Raw genomic sequence first — 15,524 nt, 5'->3', positions numbered from 1 at the left:
CCATGGAGGGGCCGTGCCATGCGAGCCGACGTCATCGACCTGCGCGACTTCTATGACAGTCCCCTAGGGGAGGCCGCCCGCCTCCAGATCAGCCGGCGGGTGCGGGAGATGTGGCCAAACACCCGGGGCGAGCGGATCCTGGGGCTCGGCTACGCGGTCCCCTACCTCGATCCCTTTCTCGACGAGTCGGAACGGGTGATCGCCGCCATGCCGCCGTCCCAGGGCGTGATGCGCTGGCCGTCCGACGGACGCAACCTCGCCATGCTGGCGGAGGAAACGGAACTGCCGCTGCCGGACCAGTCCATCGACCGCGTTCTTCTGGTCCATGGGCTGGAGGGGCTCGATCACACCAACGCCGCGCTGCGGGAACTCTGGCGCGTGCTCACCGATGCCGGCCGGCTGCTCATCGTGGTACCGAACCGGCGCGGCCTGTGGGCGCAATTGGAGCGCAGCCCGTTCGCCAGCGGTCGGCCCTATTCCAGCGGACAGCTCGACGCCCTGCTGCGCGCCAATCTGTTCGCTCCGGGCGCACGGACCACGGCGCTGTTCACGCCGCCCACCCGGTCGGCGATGGTCAAATCGGCCGGCTCGGTGCTTGAGCGCATGGGCGCGCGATGGTTCCCCGGGGTCTCGGGCGTGCTGCTGGTCGAGGCCAGCAAGCAGATCCACGCCCTGCCGCTAACGCGGGAGGCCCGCCGCGCCCGCCTGTCCCCCGCCTCCGTGGCGCTGCCCGGCCTGCGCCCCGGCGCGGTGGCGGCAGAACGGCGGGTGGTCGACCTGACCAGGCACCGCCGCCCCCAGCGCTGAGCGGGACATGGTCGCGGATGACACGGGCACCGACCGGCTTGCGCGGACGGGTGCGCGGGGTCATGCTGACGGCCCGTTGGCGACCGATCCGTGCCGCCGCCGCAGTCAGGGCCGTACCCGATGCCATTGTCCGATATGCTGCTGGCCCTGCTGGTCCAGGCCCTGTGGGGCCTGAACTTCGTAGCCGCCAAGCTGGGCGTCGAGTCGCTACCGCCGCTGCTGTTCACGGCCATCCGCTTCGCCATCGCCGCCGCCCTGGTGGTGCCCTTCGTGCCGCGTCCCCGGGGTCGCGCGTGGCGGGGCGTCATCGCCCTCTCGGTAACCTTCGGCACGCTGCACTTCGGCGTTCTGTTCACGGCGCTTCAGCACCTGGACGCGGCGACGGCAGCGGTCATTATCCAGACCGGCCCGCCCTTCAGCACTCTACTCGGGGTGCTGATCTTTCGCGAGACCATCGGCTGGCGACGGATCCTGGGGCTCCTGCTGGCCTTTTCCGGAATCGTCGTCATCGCCGGCGAGCCGCACCTGCCGGCCGTGACCCCCGTGCTGATGATGCTGTTCGCCGCATTCTTCTGGGCGGTCAGCAACGTGATCGTCAAATCGACCCACGACCTGCCGGCCATCGCCGTCACCGGCTGGCTGTGCCTGCTGGCGATCCCGCAACTGGGGCTGTTGTCATGGTGGCTGGAGGACGGCCACCTGGAGGCCCTGCGGGCAGCGCCGTGGCAGGCCTGGGTGGGTGTCGTCTATACCGCCATCGGTGCCTCGCTGATCGCCCATTCGCTGTGGTATACGTTGGTGCGGCGTCATCCGCTCGGCGTCATCACGCCGTGGGGCCTGATGGCGCCGATCATCGGCATGGCCGCCGGCATGCTGCTGCTGGGCGAGCCGGCCACATGGCAGAAGTTCGTGGGCGGCGCCCTGACCATCACCGGCGTCGCCATCATCCAGATCCGGGGAGCGGCCCGCGCGCGCCGTCGACGCTCAACCCGGATCGACCATTCCGGAGCCACGCGACGATGACCGTTGACGCCGCCATCGACGCCCCCTCACCCAATCACGACGCCCGGCCTCCCGGCCAGCGGATCGAACTGTTGGTGCTGCACTACACCGGCATGCCGACGGGCGCGGCGGCCCTGGACCGCCTGCGCGACCCGTCGGCGGGCGTCAGCGCCCACTGGCTGGTTGAGGAGGACGGCCGCGTTTTCCGCCTGGTGCCGGAGGACCGCCGAGCTTGGCACGCGGGCGTGTCGCAGTGGCAAGGGCGCGGCGACGTGAATGGCCGCTCCGTCGGCGTGGAGGTCGTCAACCCGGGGCACGAATTCGGCTATCGGCCGTTCCCCAACGAGCAGATGGCCGCCGTCGAGACCCTGTGCCGCGCCATCATGGACCGCCACGGCCTGGGACCGGCCGCCGTGCTCGGGCATTCCGACGTGGCTCCGACCCGCAAGACGGACCCGGGCGAGATGTTCGACTGGCCGCGTCTGGCCCGCGCCGGGGTCGGCCTGTGGCCCGACATCGACGAGACAGCACCGCCGCCCCCGGAGGCCGAGTCCCTGGCGGCCCTGACCGCGATCGGATATGACACCGCCGATCCGCGCGCGGCCGTGGTCGCGTTCCAGCGCCGCTATCGCCCGTCGTGGTTCGACGGCCGGATCGACCCGCCGACCGCACGACGTATCCAGGCCGTCCGCACCGCGTCATGATTCGGCCGTGTTCCGCTGGCCAGATGAACTCCCGACGCCCCGGCACCATTGCCTGAGCCCTTTGACGTCCCCATCCCCATCCGAAGCCCCATCATTCAGGAGGGAGCCCCGACCATGATCCGCGTTTCCTTGATCGCCGCCCTTGCCGGCCTTGTGCTGGCCGGGCCGGCCGCCGCGCAAACACCGGACCCGATCCGCGAGATCGGCGTTGACGGCAATCCGCCGCGCGTGGTGTTCGAATGCACCCATCCGACCGCCCCGCCGATGCGGCTCGATATGGTTCTGCGCCGCATGGCCGGTCAGGTCTGGGCGTACAGCAGCCTGGATCGCGGCGTGGACTGCTCCAGCCTGTCCACCGGCGGCATCACCTGCATGGCCGACGATCCGCGCGGCCGGGGGGTGACCCTGCAGAACGCGCTCAACGACCTGCTCAAGGACGAGGAGGTGCGCTGCACGCGGACCTATTGAGGCCTCCAGCGATCCAGAACGGCCCGCATGCCGTATTCCGTTTCAACACCGGCGACCGGCCGGTTGATCGTGACACACGACGGACGAACGGAGACGGAACGATGGCGAACCCCGGACACATCCAGCGGACCTTGAGGGCGGGTGGCGGTCTGGCCGTGATGATGACGGCGGCCGGGCTGGCGGCGGGCACCGCGTCGGGTGCAGACGCACCGGCACCGGCCGCGCGCCACGCCCACGCCTTCGCATTCGAGCGCATCGACGGCGGCCCCCTGCCCCTGGACCAGTTCGCCGGCAAGGCGGTCCTGGTGGTCAACACCGCCTCACGCTGCGGCTTCACGCCGCAGTACGACGGCCTTCAGGCGTTGTGGGAGCGCTACCGCGACCGGGGTCTTGTCGTTCTGGGCGTGCCGTCCAATGACTTCGGCGCGCAGGAGCCGGGATCGAACAGCGAGATCCAGGACTTCTGCACCCTGAACTTCAACATCACGTTCCCGATGACCGCGAAGGCGAAGGTGACGGGCTCCGATGCCCACCCGTTCTACCGCTGGGCGCGCCAGCGCGCGGGCCTTCTGGGCGGGCCGAAGTGGAACTTCCACAAGTACCTGATCGCGCCCGACGGCACGTTCGCGGGGTCGTTTTCGTCGGTGACGGGACCGGGCGCCAGACGCCTGACCGCCGCCATCGAACGGGTTCTGCCCGCACGCGCCGACGCCCAATAGGTCCGACCGATCCGTCCTGGATCGGTCCCCCGCTCCCCGGTGGCCCCTATCCCCGGTGATAGGGGTGGCCGTCCAGAATGGACTGGGCACGGTAAAGCTGCTCCGCCAGCATAGGCCGGACCAGCATGTGCGGCCACGTCATCGCCCCCAGCGACAGCGTCAGGTCCGCGCGCTCCAGCACCGCCGCGTCGTGTCCGTCCGCCCCGCCGATGAGAAAGGCGACGCTGCGCGCGCCGCCGTCGCGCACCCGACCGAGATGGGCCGCGAACGCCTCGCTCGACAGCGTTCGCCCGCCCCCGTCGAGCGCCACCACATGGGCGCCCGCCGGCACCGCGTCGAGCAGAAGCCGCCCCTCCCGCGCCGTGCGGTCGGCCGACGGCAGCGGCCGGCGCTCCTCCACCTCGCGCACCTCCAGGGGCCAGCGCAGACGGCCGGCATAGTCCTGGACCAGCCGCGCCTCAGGGCCGCCGCGCGCCTTTCCGACGGCGACCACAAGGAGTTTCAGAGTCGACACCCTGATCTTACCGGCTGGCCGCCATGGCCACCGGGGACCGGACGGCCATGACCCCGGCCATCATCTCCGGCGCTCCGGTCATGCCGGACCTCCGCATGGCCGGCACCGGCGCGCCCCACATCTTTTCCAGATTGTAGAAGGCCCGAACCTCCGGCCGGAACACATGAACCACCACGTCGCCGGCATCGATCAGCACCCAGTCGCACTGGGCCGCGCCCTCGACGGTGGGGCGCAGGCCCTCCGCCTTCAAGGCTTCGACGAGGTGGTCTGCCAGGGCGCCGACGTGGCGGGCCGACTGGCCGGAGGCGATGACCATGGCGTCGGCGTAATCGCTCTTGCCCGCCAGGTCGATGTGGACCACGTCCTCGGCCTTGTGGTTGGCCAGAGTGGTGTCGATGGTCTCGACGATGGGGTCCGGCATCGTCGAATCGTCTCTCGCGGTCGAGATGGGTCGGTCCTTTCCTGACAGAACCGGGACCTTCGGCGACCGCTCGCGTCCATGCCGCCGAACGCCCCTCACGCGGGCCACCCCTGCCCTTCCCGGATGGCCGTGGCCGACGCCCCGTGCCGCCGTATGGGCAGGAACACCCACGCCGGCGGCGGCGCATCCGCCAGCCGGCACGCGGCCCGAGCGGGAAGGCGATGCGCCGCGAACCGCCGCGCGGCCCGCGCCCGAACCGTCACCACAGAATACTGCGGCCGGTCGAAAACCGCAACCGGAACGGAGGCCATCAGGTCGGTCCACGCCTCCCAGCGCGGCAACTGGATCAGGTTGTCCGCGCCCATCAGCCAGACGAAGCGAACGCGGGGGAACCGGCGTTGCAGGACGCGAACGGTGTCGTAGGTGTAGCGGGTGCCGAGCGCCGCCTCCAGGGCGGTGGGCACCATGCGCGGATGGCGGGTCTGCCGGCGGGCGCTGGCCAGACGCTCGGCCGACGGCGCCATCGGCTGGCCCGTCTTCAGCGGGTTGCCGGGCGAGACCAGCCACCACACCTGATCGAGCCGCAGGCGGCGCAACGCCATCAGGCTGATGTGGCGGTGGCCCTCGTGCGCCGGGTTGAACGATCCGCCCAGCAGGCCGATGCGAACGCGGCGACGGTCACCATAGGGGGGCGGAGCAAACAGAGGCGACATGATCCGGGACGGTCGGGAAGGAAACGCGGGAGGAGGATCGAAGCACGCCCGGACGGCGCGGGGCAAGGGGGATTGGTTGGCAATTCTCAGGATGGGGGGAGAACACCCGTTGCGGCCGGCGCCGGCCTGTTCTCCTCCCCCCGTCGGGGGGACGTTGGGAGGGGGGCGCGTTGGCTTTTCGCGCCAGCGGCGCTTGCAATTCCAACCCCGCGTGTTTCCGATATCACCCCCACCCCAGCCCTCCCCTATCCAGGGGAGGGAGTCCGATTCGCGCCTGGGGCTCACAGCCGTTCCCTTCGGAAGCCGCGCGGCCAAAATGAGAACTGCTGTACCTGAGGCGGGGTTGGAAGGGATGCAGACCGGGGGGGGCGGCGGCGCCTCGAAACAGTCCACCACGTCCATGGGCGGCGTCCACGCGGGACCACCGTCATACAGCACAATGGGGAGAACCGGCGGAAGACGGCCCGCCCGCACCTCGCCGCGCCGGATCAGATCCTGGGCCAACAACCCCACGGACACCATCAGGCGTACGGCCATCCACGGGTCCGGCGTGCTCTGGAATTCCAGCAGACGGTAAACCCAGAGCCACCGATCCCGCAGACGCACGCGCCAGACCAGATCGTCGTGCCGCTCCTTTTCGTCGTCGCTGACGAAGCTGGCCTTCTCCGGCGTCAGGGTCGAGAAGTCCGCCTCCCTCACCCAATCGCCTGGAACAAAGCCCGTGATCAGATCGCGCACCATCTCCGGGTGGGAGAACAGCAGCTTGTAGCCCGTATCATGAGCCGGCATGCGGCATCGCCCGTCCCCGATCGTGCCCGATCACCCGTCGGCGGCAACCCACATCCGGATGATGCTGTCCGGATCATCCACCTTGCCGTTGCGGGCCGATGACCCGGTCTTGATCTTGTCCACGGCATCCATGCCGTCGGTCACCTGACCCCAGATCGTGTACTGGCCGTCCAGATGAGGCACGTCCGCCAGACAGATGAAGAACTGGCTGTTGGCAGAGTTCGGGTTCTGGGTGCGGGCCATCGAGCAGGTGCCGCGCACATGCTGGGCCTCACCCGGATCGGAGAATTCCGCCTTCAGGTCGGGCAGATCCGATCCCCCCATACCGGTCCCCGTGGGATCACCGGTCTGGGCCATGAAATCCTCGATGACCCTGTGAAACACCACGCCATCGTAGAAGCCCTGTCGGGTCAGGGTCTTGATGCGCTCCACATGATTCGGAGCCAGATCGGGTCGCAGGGCAATGGTGACCCGGCCGGCGGGCAGGTCCATAAACAGGGTGTTTTCGGAATCCAGATCCCGTCCGGTATCGGCGGCCATGGGTCTTGCCTTTCCAGTGAGGGTGATAAGCGCTGCGACCGCGGCAAACAGGCCCCGCCGCGACAGCGTCAGGGACCCGGGTCGGCGCGGTTCTCGGGTATCCGTCATTCGAGTGTCCATCATTGTGTCTCTCCGAACCGGGTCATCAGACGTTGGTGGACGGTCGGTGTCACGAACGCGCCAATATCGCCCCCCAGACGCCCGATCTCCTTGACGAATCGCGACGAGATGAAGTGCGAGCGTTCGGAGGCCATGAGAAAGACGGTCTCCACAGAGTTATTCAGCCGCGCGTTCATACCGGCCATCTGAAACTCGTATTCGAAGTCGGAGACAGCCCGCAACCCGCGAATGATCACGGACGCCTCCATTTCGACGGCGAAATTGATGAGCAGGGTTTCGAACGGCCGCACCTCGATCCGGGCAGAGCCATTGGCTTCGGTCCCGAACTCCGCCACCGATTCGCGCACCATGGCGACCCGCTCATCGAGCGAGAACATGGGGCCCTTGCCCGCATTCACCGCAACCGCCACGATCAGATGGTCCACCAATCGCGTAGCCCGGTTGATGATGTCCAGATGCCCGACGGTCACCGGGTCGAACGTCCCCGGATAGATGCCGACGTGTTTGCGCGCTGTCATATCAGCCTACCCCCCCGCTTCGCCGGGATCACGGTTCGCTCCCGACATCCCCGTCCTCCGCACCGCCGTGATCCCCGTCGTTCTCGTCGTTGTCCCCGTCGGCCAGCGATGCCGGCAGGTGGGCGGCGGAGACCACGACCTCGTCGTCGGCGGTGCGAAACAGCCGCACGCCCAGGGTCTTGCGGCCGGCAATCCGCACGTCGTTCAGCGGCATGCGAATCAGCTTTCCGGCGTTGGTGATCAGCATGATCTGATCGTCCGCCGCGACGGGAAAGGACGCCACCACGTTCCCGTTCCGAGCCGCCGTGTCGATATTGATGATCCCCTGCCCGCCCCGGCCGGTAATGCGGTATTCATAGGATGATGTCCGCTTGCCGAATCCGTTCTCGGTCACGGTGAGAACGAACTCCTCGCCCTCGGCCATGCGCTCATAGTCGTCATCCGACAGTGCCCCTGGCTCCACGGCCTCCGCCTCGACATCGGGAGCCCGATCAGCCTCTCCGTCCTCTTCGTCCGGGCGGCGCCGCAGTTGGTTGGCCCGCTTCAGGAAGGCGGCGCGGGTCGCCGGATCGTGCTCGACATGGTGCAGAATCCCCATGGAGATCACCCGGTCCCCCTTGCCCAGCCGGATCCCCCTGACCCCGGTGGAGGTCCGGCCGGCGAAGACCCGCACCTCGCCCACGGGGAACCGGATGCACTTGCCGGCATGCGTCGCCAGCAGAACGTCGTCGGTCTCCGAACAGGTGCGCACGGCGATCAGCGAATCGCCCGGCTCCAGCTTCATGGCGATCTTGCCATTGGCCATGATGTTGGTGAAGTCGGACAGCTTGTTGCGCCGCACCGACCCGGACGCCGTGGCGAACATCACGTCCAACTCGCCCCAGGTGTCCTCGTCCTCCGGCAGGTCCATGATGGTCGAGATGGTCTCCCCCTCGCCCAGCGGCAGCAAGTTGACCATGGCCTTGCCACGCGCCTGGGGCGTGCCTTGGGGCAGGCGGTGGACCTTCAGCTTGTAGACGATGCCGGCCGACGAAAAGAACAGCAGCGGCGTGTGGGTGCTGGCCACGAAGACCGACGTGACGAAATCCTCGTCGCGCATGGCCATGCCGGCGCGGCCCTTGCCGCCGCGCCGCTGCGCCCGGTAGGTGGAGAGCGGCACCCGCTTGATGTAGCCCGTGTTGGTGACGGTCACCACCATGTCCTCGCGGGCGATCAGGCTTTCGTCATCGACCTCGAACTCGACGTCCTGAAGCTCCGTCCGGCGCGGCGTCGCGAAGGCCTCGCGCACCTCCGCCAACTCGCCGCGCATCACGGCGAACAGCTTCTCCCGCGATCCCAGGATGGCGAGGTATTCCTCGATGCGGGCGCCGATCTCGCGCAGTTCCTCCTGAATCTTCTCGCGTTCCAGGCCGGTCAGCCGGTGCAGGCGCAGGTCCAGGATGGCGCGCGCCTGGGTCTCGGACAGGCGATAGCAGCCGTCCTCGACGCCACGGCCCGGCTCGTCGATCAGGGCGATCATTGGCGCCACCTCACCCACCGGCCAAGCCTCGGCCATCAGGCGCTCTCGGGCCGTCTGCGGATCGGGCGCGCCCCGGATCATGGCAACGACCCGATCCACGTTGACCACGGCGACGGCCAGACCGACCAGCACATGCGCCCGGTCGCGGGCCTTGCCGAGTTCGTGGATGGTGCGGCGGCGGATGACCTCCTCACGGAAAGCGATGAACGCCTTCAAGATATCCATCAGGGTCAGCATGCGCGGCCGCCCCTGATCCAGGGCCAGCATGTTGACACCAAAACTGGTCTGCAACGCCGTGAAACGGTAAAGCTGGTTCAGGACCACGTCGGCCACGGCATCGCGCTTGACCTCGATCACCACGCGCACGCCACGCCGGTCGGACTCGTCGCGGATGTCCGAGATGCCCTCCAGCTTCTTGTCGCGCACCATCTCGGCCATGCGCTCGATCATCGCCGCCTTGTTGACCTGATAGGGCACCTCGGTGACCACGATGGCTTCACGGTCGCGCGCCATGGGCTCAATCGTACAGCGGGCGCGCATGACGATGCTGCCGCGTCCGGTCAGGTAGGCCGCACGAATGCCCGCCTTGCCCATGACCAGGGCGCCGGTGGGGAAGTCGGGGCCCGGGACGATCTCCAGCAGGTCCTCCGCCGACAGCTCGGGGTCGTCGATCAGCGCCAGAGTGGCGTCGATGACCTCGCCCAGGTTGTGCGGCGGCAGGTTGGTGGCCATACCGACCGCGATGCCGCCGGCGCCGTTGACCAGCAGGTTGGGGAAGCGCGCCGGCAAGACGACCGGCTCGACCGAGTTCTCGTCGTAGTTCGGCTGGAAATCGACCGTATCCTTGTCGATGTCCTCCAAGAGCGCGTGCGCGGCCTTCGACAGGCGGGCCTCGGTGTATCGCATGGCCGCGGCCTTGTCGCCGTCCATGGAGCCGAAGTTGCCCTGGCCGTCGATCAGCTTCAGGCGCATGGAGAAATCCTGCGCCATGCGCACCATGGCGTCGTAGATCGCGCTGTCGCCATGGGGGTGGTACTGACCCATGACGTCACCGACGATGCGCGCTGATTTTCGGAACGGGCGGTTGTAGACGTAGCCGTTCTCGTTCATCGCGTAGAGGATGCGCCGGTGAACCGGTTTCAGGCCGTCGCGCACGTCGGGCAGGGCGCGGCTGACGATCACGCTCATGGCGTAATCAAGGTAGCTGCGCCGCATCTCGTCTTCGATGGTGACGGGCGCGATGTCGGAGGCCGGAGGCGTATCGGAAGGATCTGTCACGGGCGGATATCACCTGAAGGTGTCTGGGCCTGTCCCCGGTCCGTCGGCCGTCGATTCGGCGGCGTGTGACACGAAAAGCCCCAACGCCCGGCGGCCGTTGGGACGCCAGTGCGGACAGGGGAAAGGGTCAGGACCTTATCAAACGCGGCTGGTCGGAGCAATGTGGGGGTGGTGCGCTTCACGAAGAGGTCGGCGGCGACGCCGGGGGGGCTTCGCCTTTTATGTATGCTCTGTACGCTAGAACTCTGTTTATTCGGTTTATTGCGGCTACGCTAATGAAGAGTCCAACAATAAGAATGACGACTGTTGTAAGGCGAATTGAAAACATGCCTAAGTTGTCGATCAGCATGACATAGCGCTGCAAATCGCTTGAAAACATTAGAACTTCACCGATATTCCATAGGGCAGAATCGGCAAAAAACAAAACATTCATTATGACTAAATCCCGTAAGGTCGCAGCATATAATAAATTAATATCGGAAGAGTACATTTGAATTTCTTCAATTTTCCCCTTTTGTTTTAGTATGTATTGTTCTGCAGAAAAAGTTTTTCTAAAAAAAACAATCGCTAACGCCGCCAAGGCTGTGGCGATTAAAGAGCCAATAACACCGATAGAAAAATTGAGAAAAATGCTATTCACCGGCGCCTCCATTGGACAAAAGTGATAATAAAATTTCCCAACACATTAGTGGGCTAATGATCGAAGCCGACAAACACAAGCACGTTAGGTCGCATAATTTGTATGATTCTGCAACACGATTCAGTGTGCTTGGGGGACAAGCGAGTTTATAGGAGAAAGGTGTTAAAAATTAGTCACCCGGCCCACCCAGAACGGATACGTTTCGCCGTTGGCCGCCCGGGCGATGGAGAAGGCGTGCGGCAGACGCACTCCCTCCACCATGCGGAAGTCATCGCGCGTCGCCACCTCCCCGGAGCCATGGTAGGGCGTCGACAGGTCGCCATCTTCCTCGGTCCGGAACTCGACCAGCGCCCCATCGTCGCGGAACGTGGCGATCAAGTCCGCCTCCATCCCGCCCCACGACACCACGGCGCGGGCATGGCGGTCGTCGATGGGCTCCCAGGTCACCGGGCCGCCGGGCAGCAACGCCATGGGGTACAGCGGACTCTCGATCAGCCAGCGGCGCAGCGAAATCTGGTTCAACGTCGGCGACCCTGAGTAGTCGACCACCGTCAGGGTGGAGAGAATGCGCGCCTTCATGTCCATCTCCCCATCCACAAAGGCGTCATACACCCGCGCCCAGACCCCCGCGACAATGGGGGTCGTGGCATCGAACACAAACGCCGGCGTGCCGGCAGCGGTGACCTGATGGGCCGTGGTGGGCTCGAAGGCCGTGACCCCGGGACGGCGGAAGTCTCCCTCCATCGCCACGGTGACGGTTGTTGTCGGGTCCGGCAGGCCATCGGGGAACGTGAACGCGATGTACCGCCGCACCGAGTCTGGCAAGGCCGCCAGGGCACCCGGATCCGGACGAGACGACGGCATGATCGCGGCGATGTCGGTCACCCGATCACGCCACGCGGTGATGGCCGCCTCCATGTTGGCATGGCTCCATACGGCAACCACGGCCATGGCCAGCACAAGCGTCGCCAGCAGCAGGCCGATCATCCGGACAAAACGGGACATCGCGTTCCTCCGAAATGGTCTGGATGAAGCGGGCCTCAGGCCCGGGCGGCGACAAGGACGGCCGTGCCGGCGATCACGCCCCCGGCAAGCCTGTTCACGGCCTTCAGGCGCCGGGGGGCCATCAGCAGGCGCCGGGCGCGCGCCGCCAACGCGACGTAGCCGGTCAGCACCCCGGCATAGACCACGACCAAGACGGCGCTGATCTCCAGGTACCCGGCGACGGACACCTCCGCCACCGGCAACACGGCGGGCAGCAGGGCCAGATAGAACGCCCCCGTCTTGGCATTGCCGAGGCCCAGCGACAGGCCGCCCCCCAGCAGACCGAGGCGGCTGTCCCGTGCCGGCGCGCCGCCCTCAACCGCATGGACCGGCGCGGTCCACAGGCGCCACGCCAGATACACCAGATAAGCCACGCCCGCGTACTTGAGCACCAACAGCACGGGTTGCGCCGTCGCGGCCAGCAGGGCAAGCCCGAACACGGCGGCCGACAGCCACACGAGGTCGGCGACGATCAATCCGACAATGAACGGCGCCGCGCCGTCATGGCCTTGCGCCACGGTGCGCGCCAGCAGGGTGGCGATGGTCGGCCCGGGCGTGGCCTGGGCGGCGGCCAGAAGAGCGCCGATCATCAGCAGGTCGGGCAGATCAAGCATCGGAGCCTCCGGGAGTCGTGGCGCGGGTGGCGGCAATGAATGCCATGACCTGATCCACGACCGCTTCGGCGGCGACCACGGGATCGGTCTCGGTGGCGGGGGCCCGGCCCTGAAGCAGCAAGGAGACCGCGCCATGCACGGCGGACCACAGGGTGAACGCGATGTCGTCCGGATCGGCGCCGGGCAGGCATCCCTCCCGTTGCGCGGCCACGATCCCGGCGCGCAGGAACCCCAGGGACTTCAGAGCCGCATCGCTATCGCTGTCGAAGGGCCCGACGTCCAAACCGCTGTCCGGCGGCGGATCGAACATCAGACGGTACAGGGCCGGGTTCTCCAGGGCGAAGCGCACATACGCCCGCCCGCCCTCCCGCAGACGGGCCAGCGCATCGCCTTGCGTGTCCGCGCAGACGTCCAGCTTTTCGACGTACAGCCACGCGAAGCCGGCGTCGTGGACGGCGCGGAGCAGGTCGTTCTTGTCGCGGAAGTGCCCGTACAGCGCCGGGGGGCGGCAGCCCACCGCCGCCGCCACCCGGGCCAGCGTAAGATCCCGCGCGTCCGTTTCGGACAGCAGGCGAATGGTTTCGGTGATGGCGCGGGCACGAATGTCGAGCGCCTGATCCTTGCGCGGACGGGCCATGATGGGCTAAGGGACTCCAGGAAACCGAATGCCGTTAATTTAATGAGGTTCGGTTCCCTGTCAACGGCCTTCAACAGCCCCCCTTGCCGCCGGCTCAGAACGGAATGTCGTCCTCCGGATCGCCGCCACCGGGACCGCGCCCCGGGCCGGGCGGCGGGCTGGAGTCCCAGCCGCCGCCGCCACCGCCATAGCCCCCGCCATAGCCGCCATCGGGCGGGCCGGCATCGTAGCCCCCGCCGCCGCCGTTACTCATGCCGCCGCCTCCGCCGCCACCGCGCGGCGGATCCAGCATGGTCATTTCGGCGCCGGGCCCCTGCAGCACGACCTCGGTCGAATAGCGGTCTTGGCCGGACTGGTCCTGCCACTTGCGGGTCTGCAACGACCCGCAAAGGTATACCTTGGAGCCCTTGCGCAGATAGCGCTCGCAGATGTCCGCCAGCGGGCCGAACACGGCCACCCGGTGCCACTCCGTGCGTTCCCGCTTCTCCCCGGTCTGGCGGTCCTTCCAGGTGTCGGTGGTGGCGATGTTCAGATTGGCGACCTTGCCCCCGTTTTGGAACGAGCGGCATTCGGGATCGCGACCCAGGTTGCCGATGAGGATGACCTTGTTGACGCTGCCTGCCATGGAAAACTCCGGAGTCTGGCTGTCACGAAAGCGCGCGGGGGACCCGGCAAGGCCGCGCGAGACGCGTTTGATCCGCACTTTATCCGCCGACCCGCCTCTGGGGAACCCCCGGCGAACAGATCCAATGACACCGCGCGACACGTCATTGCGGCATTGCCCGCACACATGAAGCTTTCCTATCCTCCCCGGGCTCACCATATGGGGCGAGGCGCGCGTCCGAAACGCACGCGGCGCCGACACAACGAAACGCACCATCACCACTTCACGGGGAAGACCATCATGACGACGCGCATCCTGAAGATCGCGGGCCTCGCGACCGCCACGGCCGTCGCCCTGGGCACCGCCGCCCACGCGCAGGACATGAAGATCGGCGCCATCGTGCCGATGACCGGTGACCTCCAGGCCTACGGCGAAACCTCGCTGAACGGCATCCGTCTGGCGGAAAAGGAGATCAACGCGGCCGGCGGCAGCATTGAGGTCGTGGTCGGCGACACCCAGACCGCCCCGCAGGCCGGTGTGGACGCGGCCCAGAAGCTGGTCTCGGTCGAGCAGGTCAGCGGTCTGGTCGGCGCGCTGTCCTCCGGCGTGACCATTCCCATCGCCCAGTCCGTCTCCGCCGTGGTCGGCGTGCCGCAGATCTCGGGCGCCTCCACCTCGCCGGTCATCACCGACCTGGAGGACAACGACTTCCTGTTCCGCACCGTGCCCTCCGACGCCGGACAGGGCGTGGCGCTGGCCCAGGTCACCAAGGAGCGCGAGATCGACACCGTCGCGATCATGTACGTCAACAACGACTACGGTAAGGGACTGGCCGATTCCTTCCAGGCCGCGTTCGAGGCCATGGGCGGCACGGTCACGCAGTCGGTCGGCTTCGAAAAGAACCAGTCCTCCTACCGCGGTGAGTTGCAGAACGCCGCCGAGGACGACGCCGGTCATCTGGTGCTGATCGCCTATCCGGAAAGTGGCCAGACCATTCTGCGTCAGGCGCTGGAGGGCGGCACTTTCAGCCAGTTCATTTTCACCGACGGCCTGAAGGCCCCGGAACTGGTGGAGGCGCTGGGGGCCGAATATCTGAACGGCACCTTCGGCACCACCGCCAAGTCCCTGGAAAGCGAGGGCAGCAAGCACTTCGCCGAGGCCTGGGCGGCCGAATACGGCGCCGAGTCCGACAAGCCCTATCACGACACCGCCTATGACGCCGTTTATCTGCTGGCGCTGGCGGCGCTGGCGGCCGACTCGACCGATCCGGCGGCCGTGCGCGATGCGCTGCGCGATGTCGCCAACCCGCCCGGCGAGACGGTGAACCCCGGCGAGTTCGCCAAGGCCATGGAGCTGATCGCCGCCGGCACCGACATTGATTACGAGGGCGCGGCCGGTTCGCAGAACTTCAATTCCAACGGCGACGTCGCCGGCACTTTCGAACTGTGGGAAATCCAGGACGGCAAGTTCGTCTCCGTCAAGGTGTTCGAGCCCGACGTCATGTAAGCCCTTGCTGCGGAGGTGGCCGGTCCCGGTCACCTCTCGGCGGGGTTCGGGACGCGCGGCCCTCCGAAGCTCACCGGATGATCCGGGATGCGGAAGAGGGCCGTGTGATTCTGGGCTGAAAACATGAAGCCAAGACGTAACAACTGACGCCCGTTTCAGGTTTCGGCATCAAAATCCCAAGAACGATTGACGGGCCCAGGACGCGTTGCATGCGTTCCGACTCACCCAACGCGCTCTAATTATTTAAGGCTCAATTAGCGTTAGGTATGCGATCCCGTTTTTGGTATCATAAAGGATGCTGAACGCGGGAGGCGGGTATGGATCGGGACACGTTTTTGGTTTGGCTTTCGGAGGTTGATGGTCTGAC

17 protein-coding genes are annotated in these 15,524 nt (G+C 66.9%); 6 read left to right on the top strand and 11 right to left on the bottom strand.

Annotated elements, in window-relative coordinates; all coding sequences use genetic code 11:
• The first annotated feature begins 18 nt into the window (after positions 1-18).
• The 5 genes from BLS85_RS11280 to BLS85_RS11260 all read left to right on the top strand — a co-directional run bounded on the left by BLS85_RS11280 (position 19) and on the right by BLS85_RS11260 (position 3,700).
• On the top strand, positions 19-807 hold the full coding sequence (locus tag BLS85_RS11280; protein ID WP_092786331.1) for a class I SAM-dependent methyltransferase: 789 nt from the start codon (positions 19-21) through the stop codon (positions 805-807).
• 120 nt (positions 808-927) lie between these two features.
• Positions 928-1,830, top strand: a complete 903-nt coding sequence (locus tag BLS85_RS11275) for a DMT family transporter (protein ID WP_092786329.1) — start codon at positions 928-930, stop codon at positions 1,828-1,830.
• Complete coding sequence (locus tag BLS85_RS11270) at positions 1,827-2,513, top strand: N-acetylmuramoyl-L-alanine amidase (RefSeq protein ID WP_092786327.1); 687 nt, start codon at positions 1,827-1,829, stop codon at positions 2,511-2,513. Before BLS85_RS11275 ends, BLS85_RS11270 begins: the two co-directional genes overlap by 4 nt.
• 114 nt (positions 2,514-2,627) lie before the next feature.
• Positions 2,628-2,981 carry a hypothetical protein gene (locus BLS85_RS11265; protein ID WP_092786325.1) on the top strand — a complete coding sequence of 118 codons (354 nt, stop codon included), beginning with the start codon at positions 2,628-2,630 and terminating at the stop codon, positions 2,979-2,981.
• A 101-nt stretch (positions 2,982-3,082) separates the two neighbouring features.
• Positions 3,083-3,700: a glutathione peroxidase gene (locus BLS85_RS11260; protein ID WP_245699189.1), complete on the top strand. Its 618-nt coding sequence runs from the start codon at positions 3,083-3,085 to the stop codon at positions 3,698-3,700.
• A 46-nt stretch (positions 3,701-3,746) separates the two neighbouring features.
• Here BLS85_RS11260 and rlmH read toward each other — a convergent pair whose 3' ends face one another.
• The 11 genes from rlmH to ssb form a co-directional block, all read right to left on the bottom strand.
• On the bottom strand, positions 3,747-4,205 hold the full coding sequence (rlmH, locus tag BLS85_RS11255) for a 23S rRNA (pseudouridine(1915)-N(3))-methyltransferase RlmH (protein ID WP_092786636.1): 459 nt from the start codon (positions 4,203-4,205) through the stop codon (positions 3,747-3,749).
• A 16-nt stretch (positions 4,206-4,221) separates the two neighbouring features.
• Entirely contained in the window at positions 4,222-4,635 is a 414-nt protein-coding gene (rsfS, locus tag BLS85_RS11250; protein ID WP_092786323.1) for a ribosome silencing factor, read from the bottom strand.
• A gap of 95 nt (positions 4,636-4,730) precedes the next feature.
• A complete protein-coding gene (locus BLS85_RS19720) occupies positions 4,731-6,137 on the bottom strand; it encodes a nicotinate-nucleotide adenylyltransferase (RefSeq protein ID WP_092786321.1) in 1,407 nt (468 codons plus the stop codon).
• Between the two features lie 30 nt (positions 6,138-6,167).
• Positions 6,168-6,677: a peptidylprolyl isomerase gene (locus BLS85_RS11240; protein ID WP_092786319.1), complete on the bottom strand. Its 510-nt coding sequence runs from the start codon at positions 6,675-6,677 to the stop codon at positions 6,168-6,170.
• A gap of 119 nt (positions 6,678-6,796) precedes the next feature.
• Positions 6,797-7,315, bottom strand: coding sequence for a pantetheine-phosphate adenylyltransferase (gene coaD / locus BLS85_RS11235; protein ID WP_092786317.1), 519 nt, complete (start codon positions 7,313-7,315; stop codon positions 6,797-6,799).
• A 28-nt stretch (positions 7,316-7,343) separates the two neighbouring features.
• Positions 7,344-10,112: a DNA gyrase subunit A gene (gene gyrA, locus BLS85_RS11230; RefSeq protein ID WP_092786315.1), complete on the bottom strand. Its 2,769-nt coding sequence runs from the start codon at positions 10,110-10,112 to the stop codon at positions 7,344-7,346.
• 178 nt (positions 10,113-10,290) lie between these two features.
• Positions 10,291-10,752 carry a hypothetical protein gene (locus BLS85_RS18725; RefSeq protein ID WP_143027166.1) on the bottom strand — a complete coding sequence of 154 codons (462 nt, stop codon included), beginning with the start codon at positions 10,750-10,752 and terminating at the stop codon, positions 10,291-10,293.
• A gap of 162 nt (positions 10,753-10,914) precedes the next feature.
• Complete coding sequence (locus tag BLS85_RS11225; RefSeq protein ID WP_092786313.1) at positions 10,915-11,757, bottom strand: DUF6920 family protein; 843 nt, start codon at positions 11,755-11,757, stop codon at positions 10,915-10,917.
• A 35-nt stretch (positions 11,758-11,792) separates the two neighbouring features.
• Positions 11,793-12,410, bottom strand: a complete 618-nt coding sequence (locus tag BLS85_RS11220) for a LysE family translocator (RefSeq protein WP_092786311.1) — start codon at positions 12,408-12,410, stop codon at positions 11,793-11,795.
• The gene (locus BLS85_RS11215; RefSeq protein WP_092786309.1) at positions 12,403-13,047 is read right to left on the bottom strand and encodes a WHG domain-containing protein; all 645 of its coding nucleotides are present in this window, start codon (positions 13,045-13,047) and stop codon (positions 12,403-12,405) included. The genes BLS85_RS11220 and BLS85_RS11215 overlap by 8 nt, the downstream gene beginning before the upstream one ends.
• Positions 13,048-13,141: 94 nt before the next feature.
• Positions 13,142-13,672: a single-stranded DNA-binding protein gene (gene ssb, locus BLS85_RS11210; protein WP_092786307.1), complete on the bottom strand. Its 531-nt coding sequence runs from the start codon at positions 13,670-13,672 to the stop codon at positions 13,142-13,144.
• Between the two features lie 279 nt (positions 13,673-13,951).
• Here ssb and BLS85_RS11205 point away from each other — a divergent pair, with 279 nt between their 5' ends.
• Positions 13,952-15,157, top strand: coding sequence for an ABC transporter substrate-binding protein (locus BLS85_RS11205; protein ID WP_092786634.1), 1,206 nt, complete (start codon positions 13,952-13,954; stop codon positions 15,155-15,157).
• Positions 15,158-15,524 lie beyond the last annotated feature (367 nt).

This window comes from Rhodospira trueperi, from assembly GCF_900101965.1.
GTDB classification, from domain to species: Bacteria; Pseudomonadota; Alphaproteobacteria; order Rhodospirillales; family Rhodospirillaceae; genus Rhodospira; species Rhodospira trueperi.
Note: the sequence above shows the minus strand (reverse complement) of the source record. Positions and strands in the feature narration are given on the sequence as shown.